14 protein-coding genes, 1 tRNA gene and 4 pseudogenes are annotated in these 19,918 nt (G+C 39.5%); 8 read left to right on the forward strand and 11 right to left on the reverse strand.

Annotated elements, in window-relative coordinates:
- Positions 1-43: 43 nt before the first annotated feature.
- The 7 genes and pseudogenes from FGL31_RS00245 to FGL31_RS00275 form a co-directional block, all read right to left on the reverse strand.
- Positions 44-586 carry an NUDIX hydrolase gene (locus tag FGL31_RS00245; protein ID WP_099369283.1) on the reverse strand — a complete coding sequence of 181 codons (543 nt, stop codon included), beginning with the start codon at positions 584-586 and terminating at the stop codon, positions 44-46.
- A complete protein-coding gene (locus tag FGL31_RS00250) occupies positions 586-2,325 on the reverse strand; it encodes a phospho-sugar mutase (protein ID WP_138089361.1) in 1,740 nt (579 codons plus the stop codon). The genes FGL31_RS00245 and FGL31_RS00250 overlap by 1 nt, the downstream gene beginning before the upstream one ends.
- A gap of 41 nt (positions 2,326-2,366) precedes the next feature.
- Positions 2,367-3,017, reverse strand: coding sequence for a hypothetical protein (locus tag FGL31_RS00255; protein ID WP_138089362.1), 651 nt, complete (start codon positions 3,015-3,017; stop codon positions 2,367-2,369).
- 2 nt (positions 3,018-3,019) lie between these two features.
- Positions 3,020-3,892 carry an SDR family oxidoreductase gene (locus FGL31_RS00260; protein WP_138089363.1) on the reverse strand — a complete coding sequence of 291 codons (873 nt, stop codon included), beginning with the start codon at positions 3,890-3,892 and terminating at the stop codon, positions 3,020-3,022.
- Positions 3,893-3,896: 4 nt separating this feature from the next.
- Positions 3,897-4,663 (reverse strand): annotated as a pseudogene (locus tag FGL31_RS29500) (enoyl-CoA hydratase/isomerase family protein).
- 298 nt (positions 4,664-4,961) lie between these two features.
- Positions 4,962-6,482 (reverse strand): annotated as a pseudogene (locus FGL31_RS00270) (IS1182 family transposase); the annotation flags it as partial.
- Between the two features lie 117 nt (positions 6,483-6,599).
- On the reverse strand, positions 6,600-9,269 hold the full coding sequence (locus FGL31_RS00275; RefSeq protein WP_171017490.1) for a TonB-dependent receptor plug domain-containing protein: 2,670 nt from the start codon (positions 9,267-9,269) through the stop codon (positions 6,600-6,602).
- 105 nt (positions 9,270-9,374) lie between these two features.
- On the opposite strand from FGL31_RS00275, the gene purD reads away from it, so the two are divergent.
- From purD to FGL31_RS00290, 3 genes are all read left to right on the forward strand, one after another.
- On the forward strand, positions 9,375-10,649 hold the full coding sequence (purD, locus tag FGL31_RS00280) for a phosphoribosylamine--glycine ligase (protein WP_099369289.1): 1,275 nt from the start codon (positions 9,375-9,377) through the stop codon (positions 10,647-10,649).
- A gap of 97 nt (positions 10,650-10,746) precedes the next feature.
- A tRNA-Glu gene (locus tag FGL31_RS00285) sits at positions 10,747-10,821 on the forward strand.
- A gap of 233 nt (positions 10,822-11,054) precedes the next feature.
- Complete coding sequence (locus FGL31_RS00290) at positions 11,055-11,507, forward strand: Arm DNA-binding domain-containing protein (protein ID WP_138089365.1); 453 nt, start codon at positions 11,055-11,057, stop codon at positions 11,505-11,507.
- Positions 11,508-11,584: 77 nt separating this feature from the next.
- On the opposite strand, the gene FGL31_RS00295 is transcribed toward FGL31_RS00290, so the two are convergent.
- Positions 11,585-12,406, reverse strand: coding sequence for a nucleotidyl transferase AbiEii/AbiGii toxin family protein (locus FGL31_RS00295; RefSeq protein WP_197734033.1), 822 nt, complete (start codon positions 12,404-12,406; stop codon positions 11,585-11,587).
- Positions 12,407-12,452: 46 nt separating this feature from the next.
- Positions 12,453-13,253, reverse strand: a complete 801-nt coding sequence (locus FGL31_RS00300; RefSeq protein WP_138089366.1) for a type IV toxin-antitoxin system AbiEi family antitoxin domain-containing protein — start codon at positions 13,251-13,253, stop codon at positions 12,453-12,455.
- 264 nt (positions 13,254-13,517) lie between these two features.
- On the opposite strand from FGL31_RS00300, the gene FGL31_RS22880 reads away from it, so the two are divergent.
- The 4 genes and pseudogenes from FGL31_RS22880 (at position 13,518) to FGL31_RS22890 (ending at position 16,424) form a co-directional block, all read left to right on the forward strand.
- Positions 13,518-14,378 carry a TOTE conflict system archaeo-eukaryotic primase domain-containing protein gene (locus tag FGL31_RS22880; protein WP_394366109.1) on the forward strand — a complete coding sequence of 287 codons (861 nt, stop codon included), beginning with the start codon at positions 13,518-13,520 and terminating at the stop codon, positions 14,376-14,378.
- A 143-nt stretch (positions 14,379-14,521) separates the two neighbouring features.
- Positions 14,522-14,701: pseudogene (locus FGL31_RS29505) on the forward strand (DEAD/DEAH box helicase family protein); the annotation flags it as partial.
- Between the two features lie 121 nt (positions 14,702-14,822).
- Positions 14,823-14,888 (forward strand): annotated as a pseudogene (locus FGL31_RS29510) (hypothetical protein); the annotation flags it as partial.
- Between the two features lie 78 nt (positions 14,889-14,966).
- Positions 14,967-16,424: a DEAD/DEAH box helicase gene (locus tag FGL31_RS22890; protein WP_232047113.1), complete on the forward strand. Its 1,458-nt coding sequence runs from the start codon at positions 14,967-14,969 to the stop codon at positions 16,422-16,424.
- A 636-nt stretch (positions 16,425-17,060) separates the two neighbouring features.
- Here FGL31_RS22890 and FGL31_RS00310 read toward each other — a convergent pair.
- Together FGL31_RS00310 and FGL31_RS24060 are read right to left on the reverse strand one after the other, a co-directional pair.
- Positions 17,061-17,300: a hypothetical protein gene (locus FGL31_RS00310; RefSeq protein ID WP_099369295.1), complete on the reverse strand. Its 240-nt coding sequence runs from the start codon at positions 17,298-17,300 to the stop codon at positions 17,061-17,063.
- 295 nt (positions 17,301-17,595) lie between these two features.
- Positions 17,596-17,811: a transposase gene (locus FGL31_RS24060; RefSeq protein ID WP_232046122.1), complete on the reverse strand. Its 216-nt coding sequence runs from the start codon at positions 17,809-17,811 to the stop codon at positions 17,596-17,598.
- A 218-nt stretch (positions 17,812-18,029) separates the two neighbouring features.
- On the opposite strand from FGL31_RS24060, the gene FGL31_RS00320 reads away from it, so the two are divergent.
- A complete protein-coding gene (locus FGL31_RS00320; protein WP_138089367.1) occupies positions 18,030-19,136 on the forward strand; it encodes an alpha/beta fold hydrolase in 1,107 nt (368 codons plus the stop codon).
- The last annotated feature ends 782 nt before the right edge of the window (positions 19,137-19,918 follow it).

The following is a 19,918-nucleotide window of genomic DNA, read 5'->3' on the forward strand; positions in this document are numbered from 1 at the left end:
TATTGTGTAAAGAGGGAAGTATAAAGAATAAAGTTAGGCAAGGTTATAGCTTGCCTAACTTTTTTAATGTATAGAATAGAGCAGAGGTATGTAATGCCTGCCCGATCTTATTGTCAAATAGAAACAGTTTGGCATCTTCAAGATCCATCAATACCACATCAATGTCTTCAGAAGGATCAAGTTCTTGTTCCTGCACCTTCCTTCCTCCAGTCAGAAGGTAGGTATAAGTTAGATTTCCTGAGGTTGCGGGATTTGCGTACAGCTCGCAGACGTATGAAATATCATCGAATGCATAGCCTGTTTCTTCCAAAAGTTCTCTGCGTGCTGCAATTTCGGGGTCTTCGTTTTCTTCTACGACTCCAGCTGGAAGCTCAACCATAATCTGGCTAGCACCATGACGATACTGCTTCACGAAAATTACTTGGTTGTCTTCTGTAATGGCAACCATATTGACCCAGGTGGGATACTCCAGAACATAATATTCATCTTTTATATTGCCATTGGGCATCTCCAGCTTGTCGACGCGAAGAGTTGCCCAAGGACGTTGAATAATATATTTAGAGTCTATTGTTTTCCATTTTTCCATTAATCCTTCACAATATCTGCCATCATCTCTCTGACCTTGTCATCTAGGCGGTTAGAAATCTGTCCTAATTCAGTGGTAAATTCAAGATTTTCCCTTACTGAACAATAGAATTTTATTTTCGGCTCCGTACCTGAAGGTCTTGCGGAAATTACGTCACCATCTTTTGTGATAAATTGTAACACATCAGACTTCGGTAAGTCAATTTTAGATTTTTTACCAGTGGCCATGTCTGTAGCTTCGCTGCTTTCATAATCTCTAACTTCGGTTACTTCAATTGATCCCAAAGTCTTAGGAAGATTTGCTCGAAGGTCTGCCATCATCTGTTTGATTTCATCCGCACCAGCTTTTCCTTTTTTCGTTAATGATATCAGCTTTTCTTTGTAATAACCGTAATCTAGGTATAGCTTAATCAAAACATCATAAAGAGATTTTCCTTGGCTTTTGAAATATGCTGTCATTTCAGCAATAAATGCACATGAATTTACCGCATCTTTATCTCTGACCAAATCACCTACCAGGAATCCATAACTTTCTTCTCCACCAACCAAATAAGTCTCCTTGCCTTCCAACTTGGTCATCACCTCTCCGATGAACTTAAAGCCCGTTAATGTTTCATAAGTTTTAACATCAAAAGATTTGGCAATATCTGAGAATAGGTTAGACGTTACAATGGTTTTAACGATGTATTGGTTATCCTTTAATTGACCGAGGTCTTTTTTGCTTGAAAGTACATAATAGGTCAATAAACTTCCGATTTGATTACCATTGATGAGTTGGAATTCTCCCGAAGGCAATTTTACAGCTACCCCTACGCGGTCAGCGTCAGGGTCTGTTGCCATGACAACATCCGCATCGATTTCTTCGCCTTTTCTCATGGCCATTGACATCGCATCTTCTTCCTCTGGATTTGGATAAACCACCGTTGGAAAATTCCCGTCCGGTTTAGCCTGCTCATCAACAACCGTAATGTTCGTAAAACCCCAAGCCTCAAGCATTTTAGGGACAATGGTTATACCAGTTCCGTGAATTGGAGAATAGACAATTTTAAGGTCTTTCTGTGATTTTACAGCCTCCGGATGAATGCTTAGTTTCAGGTTTGCATCAATGTAGATTTGATCAAAGTCCTCATCCACCAAATGGATATTCTTTTCGTTTCTGTCAAATTTAATGTCCTTAACAGATTTGATTTTATTGACTTCAGTAATAACCTCTTCGTCATGAGGTGCTACCAGCTGGCCACCGTCATTCCAATATGCTTTATAGCCATTGTATTCTTTTGGGTTGTGTGAAGCTGTTAGCATCACTCCTCCCTGACATTTGAAATGGCGCACCGCAAAAGATAATATTGGGGTAGGTCTTAATTCTTTAAATAAATAGACCTGAAACTCATTTGCGGAGAAAACATCGGCAACCAAATGACCAAATTCTTGGGAATTGTTCCTGCTATCATAGGATACTGCCACTTTGATTTCTTGGTCAGGGAATTGTTTTTTCAAATAATTCGCTAATCCTTGTGTTGCCTTGCCAATGGTATATTTGTTCATTCTATTTGAACCAACACCCATAATGCCTCTAAGTCCTCCTGTTCCGAACTCTAATTCTTTGTAGAAAGAATCTAAGAGTTCTGTCTCTTGGTTATTGTCCACTAACTCTTGGACTTTAGCGACCGTGTCTTTATCATATTCTGAAGTCAGCCACTGGTCAATTCTTGCTTGTGTGTCTTTATCTAAATTATCCATGTCTTGGATTTTTTGTCGTGATTTTATATTTCAATTAATAATTAGGCATCGCAATTACCATAAGAACGGTCCAATAGCGTTACATACCAAGAACCCTCAAATTGTTTAACATGAAATATTAAAAAGTGTTCGTCTGTAGGGTTTAAAATCACTCGATAACTACCGTCTTCAAGAGCAGAAACTCGAGAAAGTGTTTTATCATCGTATTTTACTTCATTGAATTCACCTTGATATTTCATGATGGTGTCTAGTAAATGGGTTACGCTTTTAGCGGTTGTATCACTAGAGAAGCCATATTTTGTCCATTTATCTGTTTCACATTTAAATTCAGGAAGTGATTCAAATGTTAACATTTTATCATTCTGAAATGTGGAATATGGATAAGACTCAGGTACAGGAGATTTAAAGTCAAAAGTATCCACTAATTTAAAATCATCCATGACGCCTGGTCGATAGATAATCGCCATTCCGTGTTCAGGATGAATTAGGGCATTGATTTTTTCATTGTCTTGGCTCAGATAAGCGCGCACAAAACGAGTAATGACCTCTGAGATTTGCTGGATCTCTTCGGGTTTGTTAAGGGTTGCTCGTTTCACTGTATCCTGTTGTGCCGAGGCACTTTTTTGAGAATTATTACAAGAGCCCAATAGCACGATGAATGCTATTAAAGCCAGACCGTAATTTTTGATCATGATTATTTGTTGTTTTTCCGGATAGTTTGTTCTATAGTGTCCCACATTTCTGCTGGGATTGCTTCCATTCCATTCATTTGACCTGCTCCTTGCAACCATTCTCCACCATCAATGCTGATTATCTCGCCATTAATATAGCCAGCAAAATCAGATATCAAGAAAGCTGCCAAGTTTTCCAATTCTTGGTGTTCACCCACGCGTTTCAAAGGGACTCTATTTTTAAAGTCGAATTTCTGCGCCAATTCTCCAGGAAGGAGCCTGTCCCAAGCACCTTTGGTAGGGAAAGGTCCTGGTGCAATTGCATTATGACGGATGCCATATTTACCCCATTCTACGGCCAATGATTTCGTAAGTGTCACTACCCCTCCTTTTGCCACAGCCGAAGGAACGACATAACCTGAGCCCGTAAAGGCATAGGTCGTGACTATGTTCAAAACATTTGCTGCTTGTTTGTTTTCAATCCAATGTTTTCCAAATTCCAAAGTACAGTTAACTGTACCCTTCAGGACAATGTCAATAATCGTTGAAAAAGCGTTTGCTGACAGTCTTTCAGTTGGTGATATAAAATTCCCAGCAGCATTGTTTACCAATACATCTACCCTTCCAAAGAGTTGGATTGCTTTTTCTCGGACCAGCTTAATTTCTTCCGTATTGCGGATGTCACATGCAACTGGTAAAACAGGATATCCTGTTTTATTTTGTATCTCTTTTGCGGTTTCTTCAAGGACTTCGAGTTTTCTACTGGTAATAACCACATTGGCTCCCAACTCGGAAAAATAAGTCGACATCGCCTTACCCAAGCCAGTTCCACCACCTGTTACGACTACTGTTTTGCCTTTTAATGCATCTTTCTGTAAAGCTCCTTGTACGCTCATATAATTAAGATTTTTTAGTAAGGTTATCAATTATGGTCTTCAAAATAGACCTTGTGGAAGGTGCCCACCAACGTTCCAATACTTGGTCGATTGCTGCACCTTTTGTTTCTTGAACTTGTTGGATTAGATGTTTGCGGATATTTAATTTTGAAGCCTGCCACGCATTTGGCTCAAACTGTAAGTATTGTTTGACTTTGCGTGTTGCGGTTCCTTGGATTCGGTCAAAATTTACGACTTCATCAATTAATCCAGCACTTAAAGCCTCTTGAGGGTTCAGTAACTTTCCCTCCAAAAGGAAGCGGCTTGCATTGCCAGAGCCAATCCAGAAGCTGTATAGTTCGAAAATACTGCTAGGTACTATGATGCCTACAGGTACTTCGTTCAACCCTATGATATATTCACCTGCTGCCATAACACGGTAATCGGAACATACTGCTAAAACACATCCCCCAGCAGGACTATGCCTGTAACTGCCGTAACAAAAGGTTTTGGAAAGGATACGAGTTGTTCGATCAGGTTGATGAATTTGTCCCAAAAAGCCCTCATCTGAACTTCGTCATATTGATAAAGCGTAATTAGGTCAAGACCAGAAGTGAAAAAACCCTCCTTACCCTGTAAGACTACTGCAAATATGGTAGGATCGTCCTTTAAGGTCTGAAAAGTGTTCGAGATTTCTTCAATCATCTCCAAATGCATAGCATTTGATTTTCCACGATCTAATTGGATATAACAGATGTGATCTGAGATTTGAGTATTTAAGAATGCACCCATATGGTTTTACTTTGTTAAGTATGGAAATTTACGGAAAAAATAAAGTTTATAGCAACAATTTACCGTTTATAAACAGCTTTGTGGATAATATTTGAAGGTATAAAGCAATTAAAGATAAGAAGGTGTCTAAAAAGGCACCTTCTTCTGTTTTATAGCTTTCTGGAGCTCCATTATAATTTCATGAGCAATATTAGGCTGCAAGTCGATGTTTTGTACTTTTCAGCATGTTGATGGCTTGATTTATCGCAAACAGGGAGTTTTTGCCACCTGGTTTACCGATAAAAGCTTTGTCTTTCCACTTTTTTGCCCATTTTCTGAGGTTATGGGCAATGGCCATCAAACCGAATTCCACAGCGACCTTCTCCAGACCTTTCATTGTGAACCGGGTAAACCTGTTGTTGCTTTTCATCTGACCGAAAACGGCTTCCACTTCTATGGGTCGCTTGCTCCGATGGTACATTCCCTCTTCCGACAGCAGTCTTTCCCGGGCTTTAGCCTTGAGCTTATTGAGCCTGTGGTTCACTTCAATGAGCCGATCGCCTGTAGCTTTATGGCACCCACTCCGCATCGGGCAGCCTTCGCATCGCCGAGCCTGGTAACAGCTGACCCGGGCAGTGTATCCGTTGGCACTGACTCTGGTTGCATGACCGATAAAGCTGAGCTTCTGTCCGGCCGGACATACATAATAGTCATCCTGCTGGTTGTAATATAGGTTCTGTACCGAGAAAGGATCCTGTTTATGCTTGCGTTTCTGTTCCATATGGAAGTAATTGTACTTCACAAAAGCGGTTATACCCTGTCCTTCCATCAGCTCGTAGTTCTGCTCGCTACCATATCCGGCATCTGCGACGATGGATTCACTCTGTTTTCCGTAATGGGACTCAAAGCCTTCCAGGTGTTCGGGCAGGGTTGTGGTATCTGCGGCCGTTTGATGGATGCTATAATGGGTGATGAACTGGTCTTCGGTGCTGATCTGGGTATTGTAGGCCGGTTTAAGCTGGCCATTTTTCATGTGGTCCTCTTTCATCCGCATAAACACGGCATCGGTATCGGTCTTGCTATAACTGTTGCGATCTCCCAGTACTTCCAGTTGCTCCTCATATTTCTGCAATCGGGGCAGATAGTCGTCTTCAAGCTTCCTCAGCTGCCTATCGGTGGATCTATCCACTCCTTTGAGCTTGGCATTGATCGCTCTGATCTTTTCCTTCAGCTGGGCACTATCGATGGCCTTGCTGACTTGCTGATCCCCTAATGAAGATTGGTCCTGGCTGATCTGTGCATCGATATCCGAAAGGACCGAAGCGATGTTCGCCTCCAGCTTTACCTTGTTCTTCTCGATCGATCTCTTCCAAACGAAGGTATAGCGACCGGCGGCCGATTCGATCTTGGTACCATCTACATACTGGACTTTCAGGCTGACATACTCCATGTCATGCAGCATCCGAACGATACTGGCAAACAGCTCCTGTATCTGTCCCTTAAGACGCTTTCCCCTGAAATAATTGATCGTACGGTAATCCGGCGTACTGTTGCCCGAAAGCCACATGAAATGGATGTTCTCGTGCAGGGCGCGCTCGATCTTGCGGCAAGAATAGATATTGCTCAGATACGCGTAGAACAGTACCTTGATGAGCATCCTGGGATGGAAACTGGTCGTGCCTCCGCCTTTATACTGACGGATGATATGTTCCAGATCCAACTGGTCAACAACCTGACTCACCAAACGAACCGGATGGTTCAAGGGGATACGGTCTAAAATATTCTCAGGAAAAAGACTCGGACTATTGGATGGAAGCGCTTTGAATTGTATGTTTGCCATATTGTTTTTTGGGTGCACCTTAAGATACAAAATCTTGAGGACAAAAAACAGAAAAACCCCGCCATTTTTTAATGACGGGGTTATTTTTTTAAGAGACCTTTTTAGACAGCCCCTTTCTTATTTTACGTCGAAGTTGATGATCTTTCGGAGGATTTTGCCTTGAAAATCAATTCCTTCAATAATCATTCTGTAAGTTCCGGCCTCATCGGACGTGAAGAAGTCAAATTTTGCCTTACCATCCTTATCTGCCACAATTCCAGCTTCCCAGTGAATGGTAGTTCTCAGGTCATTTTGGAATTGTTTGTCTGAGCTTACATCGTATACTGGTTTATAGAATTCCTTGGATATGGATATTCCTTTCGGAGTGATTGATAATATTCCCGTAGGTTGGAATGAAGATCGCTGCGCATCTCTTCCGGTTTTTGAAGTGATAATAATGACTCCACCGCCACCAAATGAGCCGTAGATAGCTGTATAGTTTGTATTTCTCAAGACCTCCACACTTTGAACGTCTTGTGGATTAATCATCGATAACATATCGGATTCCACGTACATACCATCTATAACCACTTGCATCGGAACATTTCCTCTCGTATTCATCGGCACACCATTTTGGAAAAATACGCCCATAAGTCTTCCGTTCAGACACATCTCCAATGTTGCGCAAGTGCTGAGTTCTTCTGCTGTGATGATTTGGTCTGCATTACCCGGACCGTTTAGGTTGGAAGATCTTTCGGAGGCTTTTGGTCGCTGTGCACGAACGGTTACTTCCTCGATTTGAAAAACCTTGTCCATAATCCCTTTTCTTTCCAATTGATCGTAGAACTTCTTATTAGCTAATAGCTGATCTTCATTCAGTTTATTGATATCATTCAAAATTAAAGGAGCACTTTTGTCGAAATTGATTTCTGGTCTTACAGGTTTGTCTTCGATAATATCGACAAAGTTCTTTCCTTTTTGATTCCTTGCAGAGATCAAGAATTTGACACTGTCTGGAAACAAGAGGTTGTCGAAGGAGAAGTGCCCTTCCGAGTTCGTAACCGTATCGATAAAATCCATGAAATTGTTCGTGGAGATCAGTTGGACCTTGGAGTTGGGAATCCCTGTCTTTCTACCGACCTTATTGATATTTCCACTGATGGTAAGTCCTTTTTCAGCTGGATATTTAGGCGTAGAAGCATCTATTGAATCAAGTTTGTTGAGATTAATTTTTCTCCACCCTTGAGTCAAGAGCAAATTATCTAAATCAGTGGCTTTAATTGTTCCGTCTTCATTGAAATAAAAGCTAGGCTTTTCAATAAATCCCTTAATATCCGCATTGAGATATAGCGAGCTCAAGATACTCACCGAATTTGGAACATCATCCTTGTAGTTCTTCATGTTGACCACCGAAGCTGACATTGCAGCATACCTTAAGCTGTCTCCCGGATTTCCTACCTCTATTTCAGTATTTACTTTTTCTCTTAGACCGTAGCTCTGTTTATCCAATTTAATCTCATTTTGCATCAAGCTGGATGCGGAATAATTAAACATCGGTCTTTCAGAAATCGGCAAGAAATCTTTGTTCAGCAAACTGACTGTCAATACCCCTGTTGGAAGATTTTCTTTAGGCACCGTGAACAATACATTGGTTTTATTTGCCTTGTTTTTAGACATGTAAAAAATGGTTCCCAAATGTTGAACTGCCAAATAGATTTCTTCACTATTTATTCTGTCCTCTGATATATTGGCTTGAACAAAAAATTTGTCTGGATTAGTGTTGTTCAATGCAATGGAGATACTGCTCGTAGGTATATCACTCATATCCATTGTTTGCTCGGTTCCGTCTTCAAACTTTGTTACAATCTTGAACTTTTCCCCCGTTGCGAAATAGCTAGATACAGATCCCATACCCAGTTCATTGGTTTCAAGTGTTGCTGCAGTCTCTCCATTAGGGGTTACTATAGTTATTTGGGCTTTAATCCCAAGTCCTTTAGGGTTCAATGTTTTGAAAGCAATCCTGTTCACCTCATTGCCGACGATCTGACCTCCTTCAGGAAAATACTGCACACTGTTTTCTTTGTTGAAGATATTGGTGTTGATCAACTTTTTTACCGTGGATTCATCCACATTTTTGAAGCGTAGGGAAATCGGTTTTCCACGGTTTTTATCGGTTACTTTTATTTTTATGGTACCATCAGGCTGCATGGTTTCTCGCCCACGATCTATCACCTCTTCACCATTTAATACAGCATATGATACGGAAGACTTCTTCCATTCAGCATTATTTGGATTCTTGAATTGTAGAAGATAGTATTCATTCTCACCCTCTGATATCAATTGCGTACTGCTGATGATGTTATCTGCCCTGAGGTTACCAATATTCAGGACTTTCTCGAAATAATAATCGCTGCTGCTGTTGCGCATCCAATTGGTATATGCCCGCATTCGATAAGAGCCCTCCACCAAGGTGTCGGAAAGAGTTATATCTCCGACAGCAACACCACTGAACAATGAGTTTATTTTTTGGGATGTGACCTCGCCAGATGGGCTGATCAGTTCAACATAGGCTACGTTGGACAGCACAGATATTTTGTTTGCGATGTCGATCGTCGAATACATCTTGTACCAAATGGTTTCGCCTGCACCATAGTTGTTGCGGTCTGTCTGTATATGTAATTTTTCTTGTGGGAATTTATCGGCAATCTGCGTCATTTTGGTTTGAAATGCATCGGTAGACTGTGCAGAGGCTTGGAATAGAAAACTGGCTAAACCCAGTACGCCTATTAAGGCTAAGAGTTTCTTCATAATTAAGCTGGCTAATTCTTTATAATTATACGAAAATTTAGGCTTATTCTCTATAAAATATTTTTTTGAAATCGGATTTCTCATCTGCTTCAATATCTTTGCGGTATGAATATTCTGATCATCGGCTCTGGAGGTAGAGAGTCTGCCTTTGCCTATAAAATCTCACAAAGCCCAAAACTAAGCAAATTATATATCGCTCCAGGGAATGCTGGAACTGAACAATACGGCGAAAATGTTCCGTTGAAAGTTACTGACTTTGAAGGAATCGCCGATTTTGCTTTAAAGAATAATGTGGAAATGATTGTTGTAGGTCCTGAAGAGCCATTGGTAAAAGGTATTCATGATTTCTTCCTTTCGAGAGAAGACCTCAAAAATATCGCTATCGTAGGTCCTCAACAAGAAGGAGCACAGCTGGAAGGATCAAAGGATTTCTCCAAGGAATTCATGATTCGCCATAATATCCCGACTGCAGCGTTCAAGTCATTCGATAAAACAAACCTTGATGAAGGATTGGCATATTTGGACACTCAAAAATTACCGATCGTATTGAAAGCCGATGGACTGGCACAAGGAAAGGGTGTTTTGATCTTAGATTCTTACGAAGAGGCTAAAGCTGAATTGAAAGAAATGATCAACGAGTCCAAATTTGGAGCTGCATCTGATGTAGTCGTGGTAGAGGAGTTCTTGAAAGGGATTGAACTATCCGTATTTGTTCTTACAGACGGACATGACTATAAAGTATTGCCTTCAGCAAAGGATTATAAAAGGATAGGTGAAGGTGATACAGGATTGAACACCGGTGGTATGGGTTCTGTTTCTCCAGTTCCATTTGCTGATCAAGCGTTTTTGGACAAAGTGGAATCACGAATTATAAAACCTACCGTTGATGGCTTGAAGAAAGATGGTATTCCTTATAAAGGATTTATCTTTATAGGTCTGATGAATGTGGATGGAGAGCCTTATGTTATCGAATATAATGTACGTATGGGTGACCCAGAGACAGAATCTGTTCTTGTACGTATTGAGTCTGATTTAGTGGATCTATTGGAAGGTGTTGCTAAGGAAGATCTTGCCAGCCGTTCTTATACCGTTACCGATAAGACTGCAGCTACTGTGGTTATTGTTTCTGGTGGCTATCCAGGAAAATATGAAACAGGAAAGGTTATCTCGAACATGGAGAACGTGAAAGAGTCTATTGTCTTCCATGCGGGCACAAAACAAGAAGGCGCCAATGTAGTGACTGCAGGCGGCAGGGTATTGGCCGTTACCGCTCTTGAAGAGGATTTGTTTTCAGCTTTGCAACAGGCAACCGCTGACGCTGGACGCATATTTTTCGAAGGAAAGTACTTCAGAACAGACATTGGATTTGATTTAATATAAAAATATTGATTTCAGAGCCAAGGAGTTATATTTTTGCAGGTGAAAATATTTTGGAAGAATAGATAAAGCTTCTATATTTGCATCACCAAAGCAAAATGGCCCGTTCGTCTAGGGGTTAGGACGCAAGATTTTCATTCTTGAAACAGGGGTTCGATTCCCCTACGGGCTACCAGATCTAAGATCAAAACATACAAAAGCTTGCAAATTGAACGTTTGCAGGCTTTTTTGTTTTTATGGCCGGTCAAAATGTTCAGAAATTCGCAAACTTTTAGTGAGTCATTAAATTCGATTGAAGTACTCACTGAAACATATTCAAATCACTGGCTTACAACATGTTCTATAATTGAACATCTTGATACGATTTTGCTGCAAGGCTAATTTTGTTACACTTTTAAATGTTAAATTATGAGTGCAAATTATTCCTTGCTCTTCTATTTGAAGAAACCAAAGAATTATGTCAGTGGAGCTAAGCCCATTTACATGAGAATTACGATCAATGGATCAGTCTGTGAAATCTCTACAGGAAAGAATTGTGACCCCAATCGATGGAATTCTAAAGCAAATCGATCAAAAGGAAATACCGAGGAGGTAAAAACTTTAAACAGCTATTTGGAAACCTTGAATCTGAAAGTTGCAGCTATCCACCTTGAAATCCTGAAAATGGGAGAAACCCCAACAATTGAACTGTTAAAGGCTAAAATTACAGGGAAGGTAGAAAACCAAAAGAGATTATTGACGGTTTTAAAAGATCATAACCATAAAATGGATTCCTTGCTGGGTAATGGGTTTCGGGAAAATACCTTAAAGGGTTATAAAACAACCTACTCGCATTTAGAAAATTATATTTCAAAAGAATAAGGGAATATAGGTGTAACCCAGCTTCATTAAGTGGAGGAGGGCAGGAATCTTTACTCGTGAGTTCTCATTAAATGGCATTATCTCGTTTCGAAGATTTCATTAAACAATAATTCCAAGTCCTTTTTAACTTCATCAAAAGCCGGTAGCTTTCTACTTGCGATCTGATGCCCTAAACTATTTTTCCATGCTCGTTTCACCTTGTTTTCAATTTTAGCATTCAGAAGCTGATCTACACCCGTAAACTCGAGTCCTTTAAATGCCATTTTCTCTAAAAAAGCCTGTTTAATTTCTGTCCAAGGCAGATTGTCAACATATTTCGACAAATACCAAATATCATAATAGTCTCGAGGTGCTGTATAGGAGCGTTGAATCAGAGCTCTTAACTTTTCAGATAACACTTCTCTTATATCGTAACAGACAATTTCATTGACTGCAGAACTCAGCTGATCAGAATAGTCATGGTACACTGTTTTCATACTAGGTTCAAACAGCATCTTCTCGTACAAAATAATTTCAATCTTAATCGAAGTCGTCCAACGGGAAGGATCTGGAGGAATTTGGTCCTTCGAATGATCGGCTCCCCAAAACTTTACAATCGCAGCGTAGCCAGTTGGCATATCGTTATGTCGAAGATCGGTGAGCTTTTCTAAATGTAATTGCATACCAGTACGTTCTTGTACTATTGATATGATTTGTCGCAATAAATCTTCATCCAATTGAAAATCAGGACTGATGGATGTGAAATCTAAATCTTCTGAAAAACGATAATCCGGGATATAACATTTTCGTAAACATGTTCCTCCTTTGAATATTAACGCTTCTCTAAAGGAATCTATCGAAAATATAGCATCGACAAAATGACCTAATACCCAATCCTTGTCAATGGTACTTCTGGACACTTCGTGTTCCCAACGCTTTTTTTTCTATTTCCTTTTTCAGTATCATTTAGTATTGTTTATTGGATATGTCTAACAATTCTTCCCGGCTGATATTTAACCTTAATCGCCATTCCGAAACAAATTCACCTTCTTCCAATCCCTGGGGATCAAACAAGTTGTATCTATTATTTACCTGTTTCTTGGCAAAATCTATAAAAGTTTCCATACCTATGATTTGGAGAAGTTCGACCAAGTAGCCAATTCGTTTGGTAACCGCTATATTATTAATAGCCTGGCAATATTCGACTAATTTATTTGATTGCAATTTCGCTTGTCCGACGGCTCTGATCAGTTCCGCGTAGCCCCCGGAATGTTGAGGTAAATCAAAGCAATCTACTATTGTTTTTTCTATATCAGTGATCGGGTAATGAAGATTACCATAACCATTGTGTATGATACCCAGTTTTTTATTGGGCGCAATCTTGACGAATTTATAAGAAGTACCTAGAATTGATTTGTCATATTTTTTATGTGTAGTTTGAATAAAGACAGTATTAGAAAACTGTTCCGTCAACCCATGTAAATTGAGTGCAGACCAATACCCAACAGCACTGTTGTCTGCGATGAAAGTCCCTATGACATATTCATCCCTAAAACCTTGTTTGCAAAATTTGCCCTTCTCAATCCGTACAAGCAGTTCCTTGTCTACCAGATTTTCTAGGATTTCACTTAAGTTGTCAAACTTTTGCCCCAATAACTGTTCGATTTCGGTAAATTTGAATAGCTGAATTTCATAGTCATCCAGCAACTTCAAGAACTCGAGTTGGGGTTTAGTGAGGTTTTCTGATATATAAACGCTGTCTGCCATATTACCTTTTGTGGAACGATAAGACCTAAAAATTGGGTCTTATCGTTCCACGATTGGTAAAGATAAGTAACAATTCTTCAAAAAGCAACGTTTAATAACAAATCTCAACAGACCTCTGAAAGAAACTAAAGCGTACCAGTTTATTAATATTTTTAAGATGTATATTCCAATTCGTTATCTTAATACCAAAATAAAAACAAGTGGAGTTCACTAACGACGACATAAGCTATCTTCTCAACCTTTTTAAAGGTCGCGAAGACGTATTTGCTTTACGCTGGGAGAAGGGAAATAAGCGGGTATATGCCGGCCTATAGCTATGATCCATACCATTATCGACTACATAAAGCTAATGGTGGTACTTTTCAAAGCTATGCACACAAAACTTACCTGCCATTGTCAGAAATGGAAGTTGCTAAACATCTTAAAGGCCTTCAACAGGTTGGAATTTATCCGCTATTGCAAGACAATACCTCTTGGTTTTTAGTAGCTGATTTCGATAAATCCGACTGGAAAGAACAGGCATTGAAATTTTTAGAAGCGTGTACTGCTAAAAACGTTCCCGCTTATCTTGAACGGTCCCGTTCCGGCAATGGCGCACATATCTGGATTTTCTTTGAGAGCCCTTATTCAGCAAGCAAGAGCCGTAAGCTATTTATAAATATTTTGGAACAATGCGGTGCATTCTCGCCATTTGATAAGAGTTCCAGCTTTGACCGTCTGTTTCCAAATCAAGATCGCCTGTCAGGGAAAGGTTTAGGAAACCTAATTGCGCTGCCCTTATATTTGCCGGCTGTACAGAAGGGCAACAGTTCCTTTGTCGATCCTAAAACAATGGATCCATTTCCTGATCAAATCGCATATCTAAAAGAAGTAAAAAGAGTAAGTTTAAATTTACTTGAGGAATTATATAACGATACTGGGGCTACTAGTGCAGATAGCTATATCCCAGCTATTGACGAAAAACTTAAGATTACCCTAAGCAATACGATCCGTCTAAATAGTCACGCTATACCTTTTGTACTCATCAATTTTTTGAAGGAGCAACTTAATTTTGCCAATTCAGCCTTTATTATCAAGAAAAAGTCAGGGAGAAGCACTTTCGAAACGCCAAGATTTTTAAATTAATTGAAGAAACGGAAAATGAAATCCTCATCCCAAGAGGATTTATTGGGAAATTGCTACGATTCTGTAGAGAAGCACATTTAGCACATGACTTTGTCGACAATAGGCGTGAACTCCCGACAATCCAATTCTCTTTTAATGCCGCGTTGCGAAAACATCAAACCACTGCTGTAGGCGCAGTACGAAAAAAAGATTTCGGGGTAATCGTCGCACCACCAGGAACGGGAAAAACTGTTATTGGCTTGAAGATAATTTCAGTCAAACAACAACCTGCACTTATTGTCGTGCACCGTAAACAGTTGTTAGATCAATGGGTAGAACGTATAGAATCATTCTTGGGGATACCAAAAGCAGATATCGGAATTATAGGGCAGGGAAAAGTAAAATTGGGTACTGGTAAAAATAACCGTTGCAACGATACAAAGTCTTCCAAAACATATCGAAATTATTCAGGACAAATTTGGCACAATTCTAATCGACGAATGCCATCATGTTCCGGCGGAATCTTACCGTGCTACCGTCGGAAAACTGAACAGTGTCTATTGCTACAGTCTCACAGCGACTCCTTTTCGGAAATATAATGATGATAAATTGATCTTTACTTATCTCGGTGATATCATTATGGAAATCCAACCAGAAGAAATTGAAGATTACAAAAGGGCAAATATCATCGTCCGGAATACCAAACTCCATATTCCCTATAATTCTAAAAGCGACAGTTTCGAAACACTTTCCCAAATTCTAATTCATGATACAGCAAGAAACAGATTAATAGTAGACGATGTATCCGCAGAGCTAAATCAAGGGAAAAAGGCGGTTATAATTACCGAAAGAAAAGAACATATCGAGACGCTTAATCTATTGCTAAAATCAAATTATGAAACTATAACGCTCAGCGGAGATGATTCAGACAGCAGCAAGAAAGCGAAATGGAAAACATTGTCAGAAGGGAATTTTCAAGTACTTATTACGACAGGTCAGTATTTTGGCGAAGGTTCGGATATTCAGCATATCAGCACACTTCTTTTGGCCTATCCCTTTGCTTTCCATGGTAAATTGATTCAATACATCGGTCGGGTGCAGCGATCCGAGATCAATCCAACGATATACGACTATCGGGATGTACAGATCGATTACCTAGACAAAATGTTTCTCAAACGAAATATATATTACCGTAAAATAACCAAACAGGCAACGCTTTTCGACGAACCTACAATGGATTTCCAACCTCAAACCGGTCACCTATTTACTTTAGAAAAGAGTGCCAAAATAGCCGTTGAGGATCTATCGTTCCATTATGGCTATGTAGCCTTTACTTACAAGGTTCAAGAGATGCATACAGTTTTAGAATTTCATATCGAAAATTTGGAGATTAGGCCTGAGTTTGAGGTATTAAAACCTTACTTTATCAAGATAATGAAAACTAAAAACATCAAAGTTCAGTTAAACGCAGAATTTGAGTATGGAAAACTGGTTGCACAGATTGCCACATCAGAAGATATTGAACGGATAAATAAAGAAATTGTGGAAGGGGTAAAATTTCAGTTTCTGAACAAGGGGGTATTAAGCAAGCTGCCTTTTCAAAAGCAAAATATTTTGACTTCGGACCAGTTACAGGATGGTGAGACTGTATATGCAAACGAAGAGGAATTATTATCTGAAATCCTTAAACTACGAAAATACAAACACTCTAGGCAAGTTCAATTTTTAGCAGATCACCACCAAAGTAATATAATGAAGATTAGGTTTGTTCTCAGTCCATTCGCGTTTGTATTTCTTCTGTCGGGTGATCAGAAGTACCACGTAATTCTTGAAACCCTAGATACCGAGGAGGCAACATATATCTGGCACATAGAAAAAGATAGGACTACTCTGAAAGAAGCCATTGTGACGATAGATAAAGATCTGCAGATTATTCGTGAAAAAGATAGACAAAGATTCTTGGAAAATAATCTCCCTGCGAACTTCAACCGTATTTTACATGATTATAGCGATCCGGATAGAGGTTTTATTCTCTGGAAAGCATGCTTGGAAGAAATCCTTCATTGAGAAAGATAAGTTTAAGGTTGAAGTTAAAACCGTGTCATACTGGGAAATATAAAAAATAATGTAACAAGCCCCGACTTTCTCCAGCTTTAGGGATTCTATCCGAAAAATAAAAAAAACCAGCTGATTATCAGTAGATTTTATCAAAACGACAGCATTCGAATCACTGAAGTTAATAAAAAAATAAATTTTACAATTAAATAATATTAACAAAAATTACTAAATTTATTTAATAGCAAATTGCAGCAAAAAAATATATCAAATCAGTGAGTTATTCGATGAGTTGGAAAAGCGAAGGTTTGTAAGCGGCGGATAAAGAGACTGTTGCCTTAGAGGTGTTATTCCCCTACGGGCTACTAAACAGGACAAATGAAATTTATTTTCGTTTGTCCTGGTCTTATTTTGGAGTAATCCTTTGATTATCTGAAAGATATAGTTTGCGATTGCGTTCATTCGGGTAGTTCGATACGTTTTTCCGTCAAACTCCAATTTTTCAGGGAATATCGAACCTATTATACCTCTCCTTGTGTTGATTTCACCCTCGCAGTACATTTTGGAAATGTTTTCTATATACTTTAAAGCCCTGTCCAGAGACTTATCTATATTGATTTTATTTGTGTCAGAACCGTCTTTGCTCAACTATTCTTCCAAACTCTCGATTCGTTTCTTACACTCATTTTTGATTTCGAGGTATTCCTCATCATCAATAATTTCAGATAACAGTTTGTTGCGTGCTACTGATAACCTTGCATTTAGTTTATCCATTTCCTGTGCAATCAGTTTCTTTTCGTCAAACGGATTTTTTACGAATTTCTTGTAGTTGTCCAGCAACAGTTTTTTCACTATTTGAGCATTGCCGTTTAAAGCAAACTGTCGCATACTCTTTTCAAAAATATCGTTGGCTAATTCGGCTTTTTGACGGAAGCCACAGGAGGAAACGCAATGATAGTAGTAATAACGGCTTGTTCTATATTTTTATTATTTTCAACAATGAAGAGGGAATGTATATAGTTCCCTCTTTTATCAGGTATAGCCATAAGAAAGACCTAAGCAGCTGAATTTCCAAAAGCGTTCATTCCATTGCTTCAGCACTCCGTTCAACTTTGAAACAAAAAGCGCATAAAAAAATAATAAATTTCTTTCGAAACCGAATGGTTGTATTTAAGTCTGTAATTTAACGGTTTATTAAATCATGATAAACTGGTAAAAGTCGTTGTTGCCGAACGAACGGATCGGTTTCGAAATCTGTGGACTGAACAAATAATTTGGTCAATCTTAACAGGAAGAAATTGATGTTACCTACACCTCTAAACTGACTTGTGAAAGCCTTTATTTTGACATTGAATGTTTCTGCCGATGCATTTGTACTCTTGTTGTCGAAGTAGTTCAATATGTTCTTTTTGAAGGATATTTATGTTCTGGGGACGGTATTCAAGGATTTAAACTCTACCTTCCCAACTTTAACCGTTCACCTATGAATGTTGGTGACTGAAATTGACCCTGGACTCGTTAGAAGTAAGTTCTTTGGTAGTGGACTTAGAGAGGTTTCCACATTTGGTTTAAATAATAATCCTATGATCAACATGTTTATAGAAACAGACATCAAAAATGTTGGAACCTGAAGATGGCACACAACTTGCGGAATATCAGTTGATTTCATTTTGGCTCGGAGGAAATTCAGGCTCCGTGGACATAGCCATCAGATTACCTAAAGCCCCCAACAATATGAGAAATGCATTGACTCTTGCCATCTGTCTTTTTCTGAACTTCACAATCAAAGGCCAGACCGGTCAGGAGAACGGCATGTTCGATGAACTGGAGAGGAATTCCTGGTACCTTCCTACAGCTGACGGAAAAGCCAGACTGTACATTACTTCCTTGGGAAGAGGAGATACCGTCGTTTCTCTCCACGGAGGTCCAGGAAATAACTTCAATTATCTGGTGGATGCCGTCCGGGGAAGCACCGATTCCACTTGTTTTGTACTATTTGACCAAAGGGGAAGCCTATATTCCAGGGTACAGGATTCCTCCGTGAGAGACCTTTCCCTCGACATCCTGGTAGACGACCTGGAATCGCTCCGAAAGGAAATCGGGCAGGAAAAATTGACCCTTTTCGCCCATTCCTTTGGGACGGTCCTGGCCATCTCCTATTATTTGAAATATCCCCAAAATGTTCGCGGAATGGTGCTTACGGCGTCCATGCCGCCATTTATACCCCGCGGAAAGACCTTTATCGACCTGGTTCCTGAATTCCACAAGAGGATAAAAGCCCTTAGGAACCGACCGGAGGTTGAAGCCATACTTAGGGATGAGGGACTATGGGAAGAAGAAGGACTGAACAAAAAACAGCAATCTGACCGCTATAAGATTACGGGGCTCGCTTCTTTCAATATGATCGACCTACGGAACTGGCGATCTTTCAAGGGAGGGAGGGCTTTCTTCAATTCGGCCGTAGAGGGTGCGATCGGAGGGTCCATGCCCGAAAGCTATGATATCCGACCTACCTTGGAGCGGTTCCCAATTACCATATCGATCATCCAGGGAACGGAGGACTATCTATCGGCAGATAGCTGGAAACTGATCTCAGACCTATTAGACCATGTTTCGGTCCACCTGATAGAACATTCCTCACATTACATATGGCTCGACCGGGCAGAAGAATTCAATCACATCCTGAGCTCCTCTTTCCCATGGAACAGAAATAGACAAGAATGACATGGTGATAACTTTTCCTTAATTTTGCTGAATGACAACTGTACAGATTTCCACCACTATCCAATCCTACCCTGAGCCTTGTAAACATCCACGCTCCAGTTTGTAGGGAAATTTGGTCAATGATTAAGTTATCCACCTATTCGGTCCATAAGATAATAGAATTTGGATCTTCCCATAAATTCTTTATCGTGCTTGATGCTCTTGGAAACCAAGGGATTGTCCACTCTTTCATCGGAAAAAAAATGAACAGGAAAAATTATTGATCTCCATAGGTAAGTTTAAAGTCCTACCAAGATTCCTATGGGTATATAGCATAATATCCTAATTTTCTGACAACCCCTTTTAAAAACTTTGGATTATTAAACCGATATTTCAGGAATCAGATAGAATGGAATAAAATGATCTTGTAAAATCCTTAAATTTTCGGATACCATTTTACAGAAACACAATTGACCAATAACTTGAATGCCCCACTATGATGAATAACTTTTTTCTACCGATCAAACTGCAGATTTTCTGTGGCATACGCTTAAGTCCGTGGCATTACACTGATAAGATCTCGATAAGATCGGGAATGAACCAGTTCTGCAACAAGTTTTTACATAATTTTGTTATATTAGCGGACATGCATATTTCTGATAAAATTAACGATATGCTGAATCAACAATTCTAATATAATGAAAGACTTCAACCATCCAAACTTGGTCATAATCAACAGTTTTTTTAGGCGCACGCATTGAGGTCTGAGGAAGTCCTGTATGAGGTGCTTCACCAAGAGATAA

The organism is Sphingobacterium daejeonense (assembly GCF_901472535.1).
GTDB classification, from domain to species: domain Bacteria; phylum Bacteroidota; class Bacteroidia; order Sphingobacteriales; family Sphingobacteriaceae; genus Sphingobacterium; species Sphingobacterium daejeonense.

Coding starts and splice junctions, on each gene's coding strand:
- FGL31_RS00245 (WP_099369283.1), bottom strand. CDS start 586: ATGGAAAAATGGAAAACAATAGACTCTAAATATATTATTCAACGTCCT.
- FGL31_RS00250 (WP_138089361.1), bottom strand. CDS start 2,325: ATGGATAATTTAGATAAAGACACACAAGCAAGAATTGACCAGTGGCTG.
- FGL31_RS00255 (WP_138089362.1), bottom strand. CDS start 3,017: ATGATCAAAAATTACGGTCTGGCTTTAATAGCATTCATCGTGCTATTG.
- FGL31_RS00260 (WP_138089363.1), bottom strand. CDS start 3,892: ATGAGCGTACAAGGAGCTTTACAGAAAGATGCATTAAAAGGCAAAACA.
- FGL31_RS00275 (WP_171017490.1), bottom strand. CDS start 9,269: ATGAAGAAACTCTTAGCCTTAATAGGCGTACTGGGTTTAGCCAGTTTT.
- purD (WP_099369289.1), top strand. CDS start 9,375: ATGAATATTCTGATCATCGGCTCTGGAGGTAGAGAGTCTGCCTTTGCC.
- FGL31_RS00290 (WP_138089365.1), top strand. CDS start 11,055: ATGAGTGCAAATTATTCCTTGCTCTTCTATTTGAAGAAACCAAAGAAT.
- FGL31_RS00300 (WP_138089366.1), bottom strand. CDS start 13,253: ATGGCAGACAGCGTTTATATATCAGAAAACCTCACTAAACCCCAACTC.
- FGL31_RS00310 (WP_099369295.1), bottom strand. CDS start 17,300: ATGCGACAGTTTGCTTTAAACGGCAATGCTCAAATAGTGAAAAAACTG.
- FGL31_RS00320 (WP_138089367.1), top strand. CDS start 18,030: ATGTTGGAACCTGAAGATGGCACACAACTTGCGGAATATCAGTTGATT.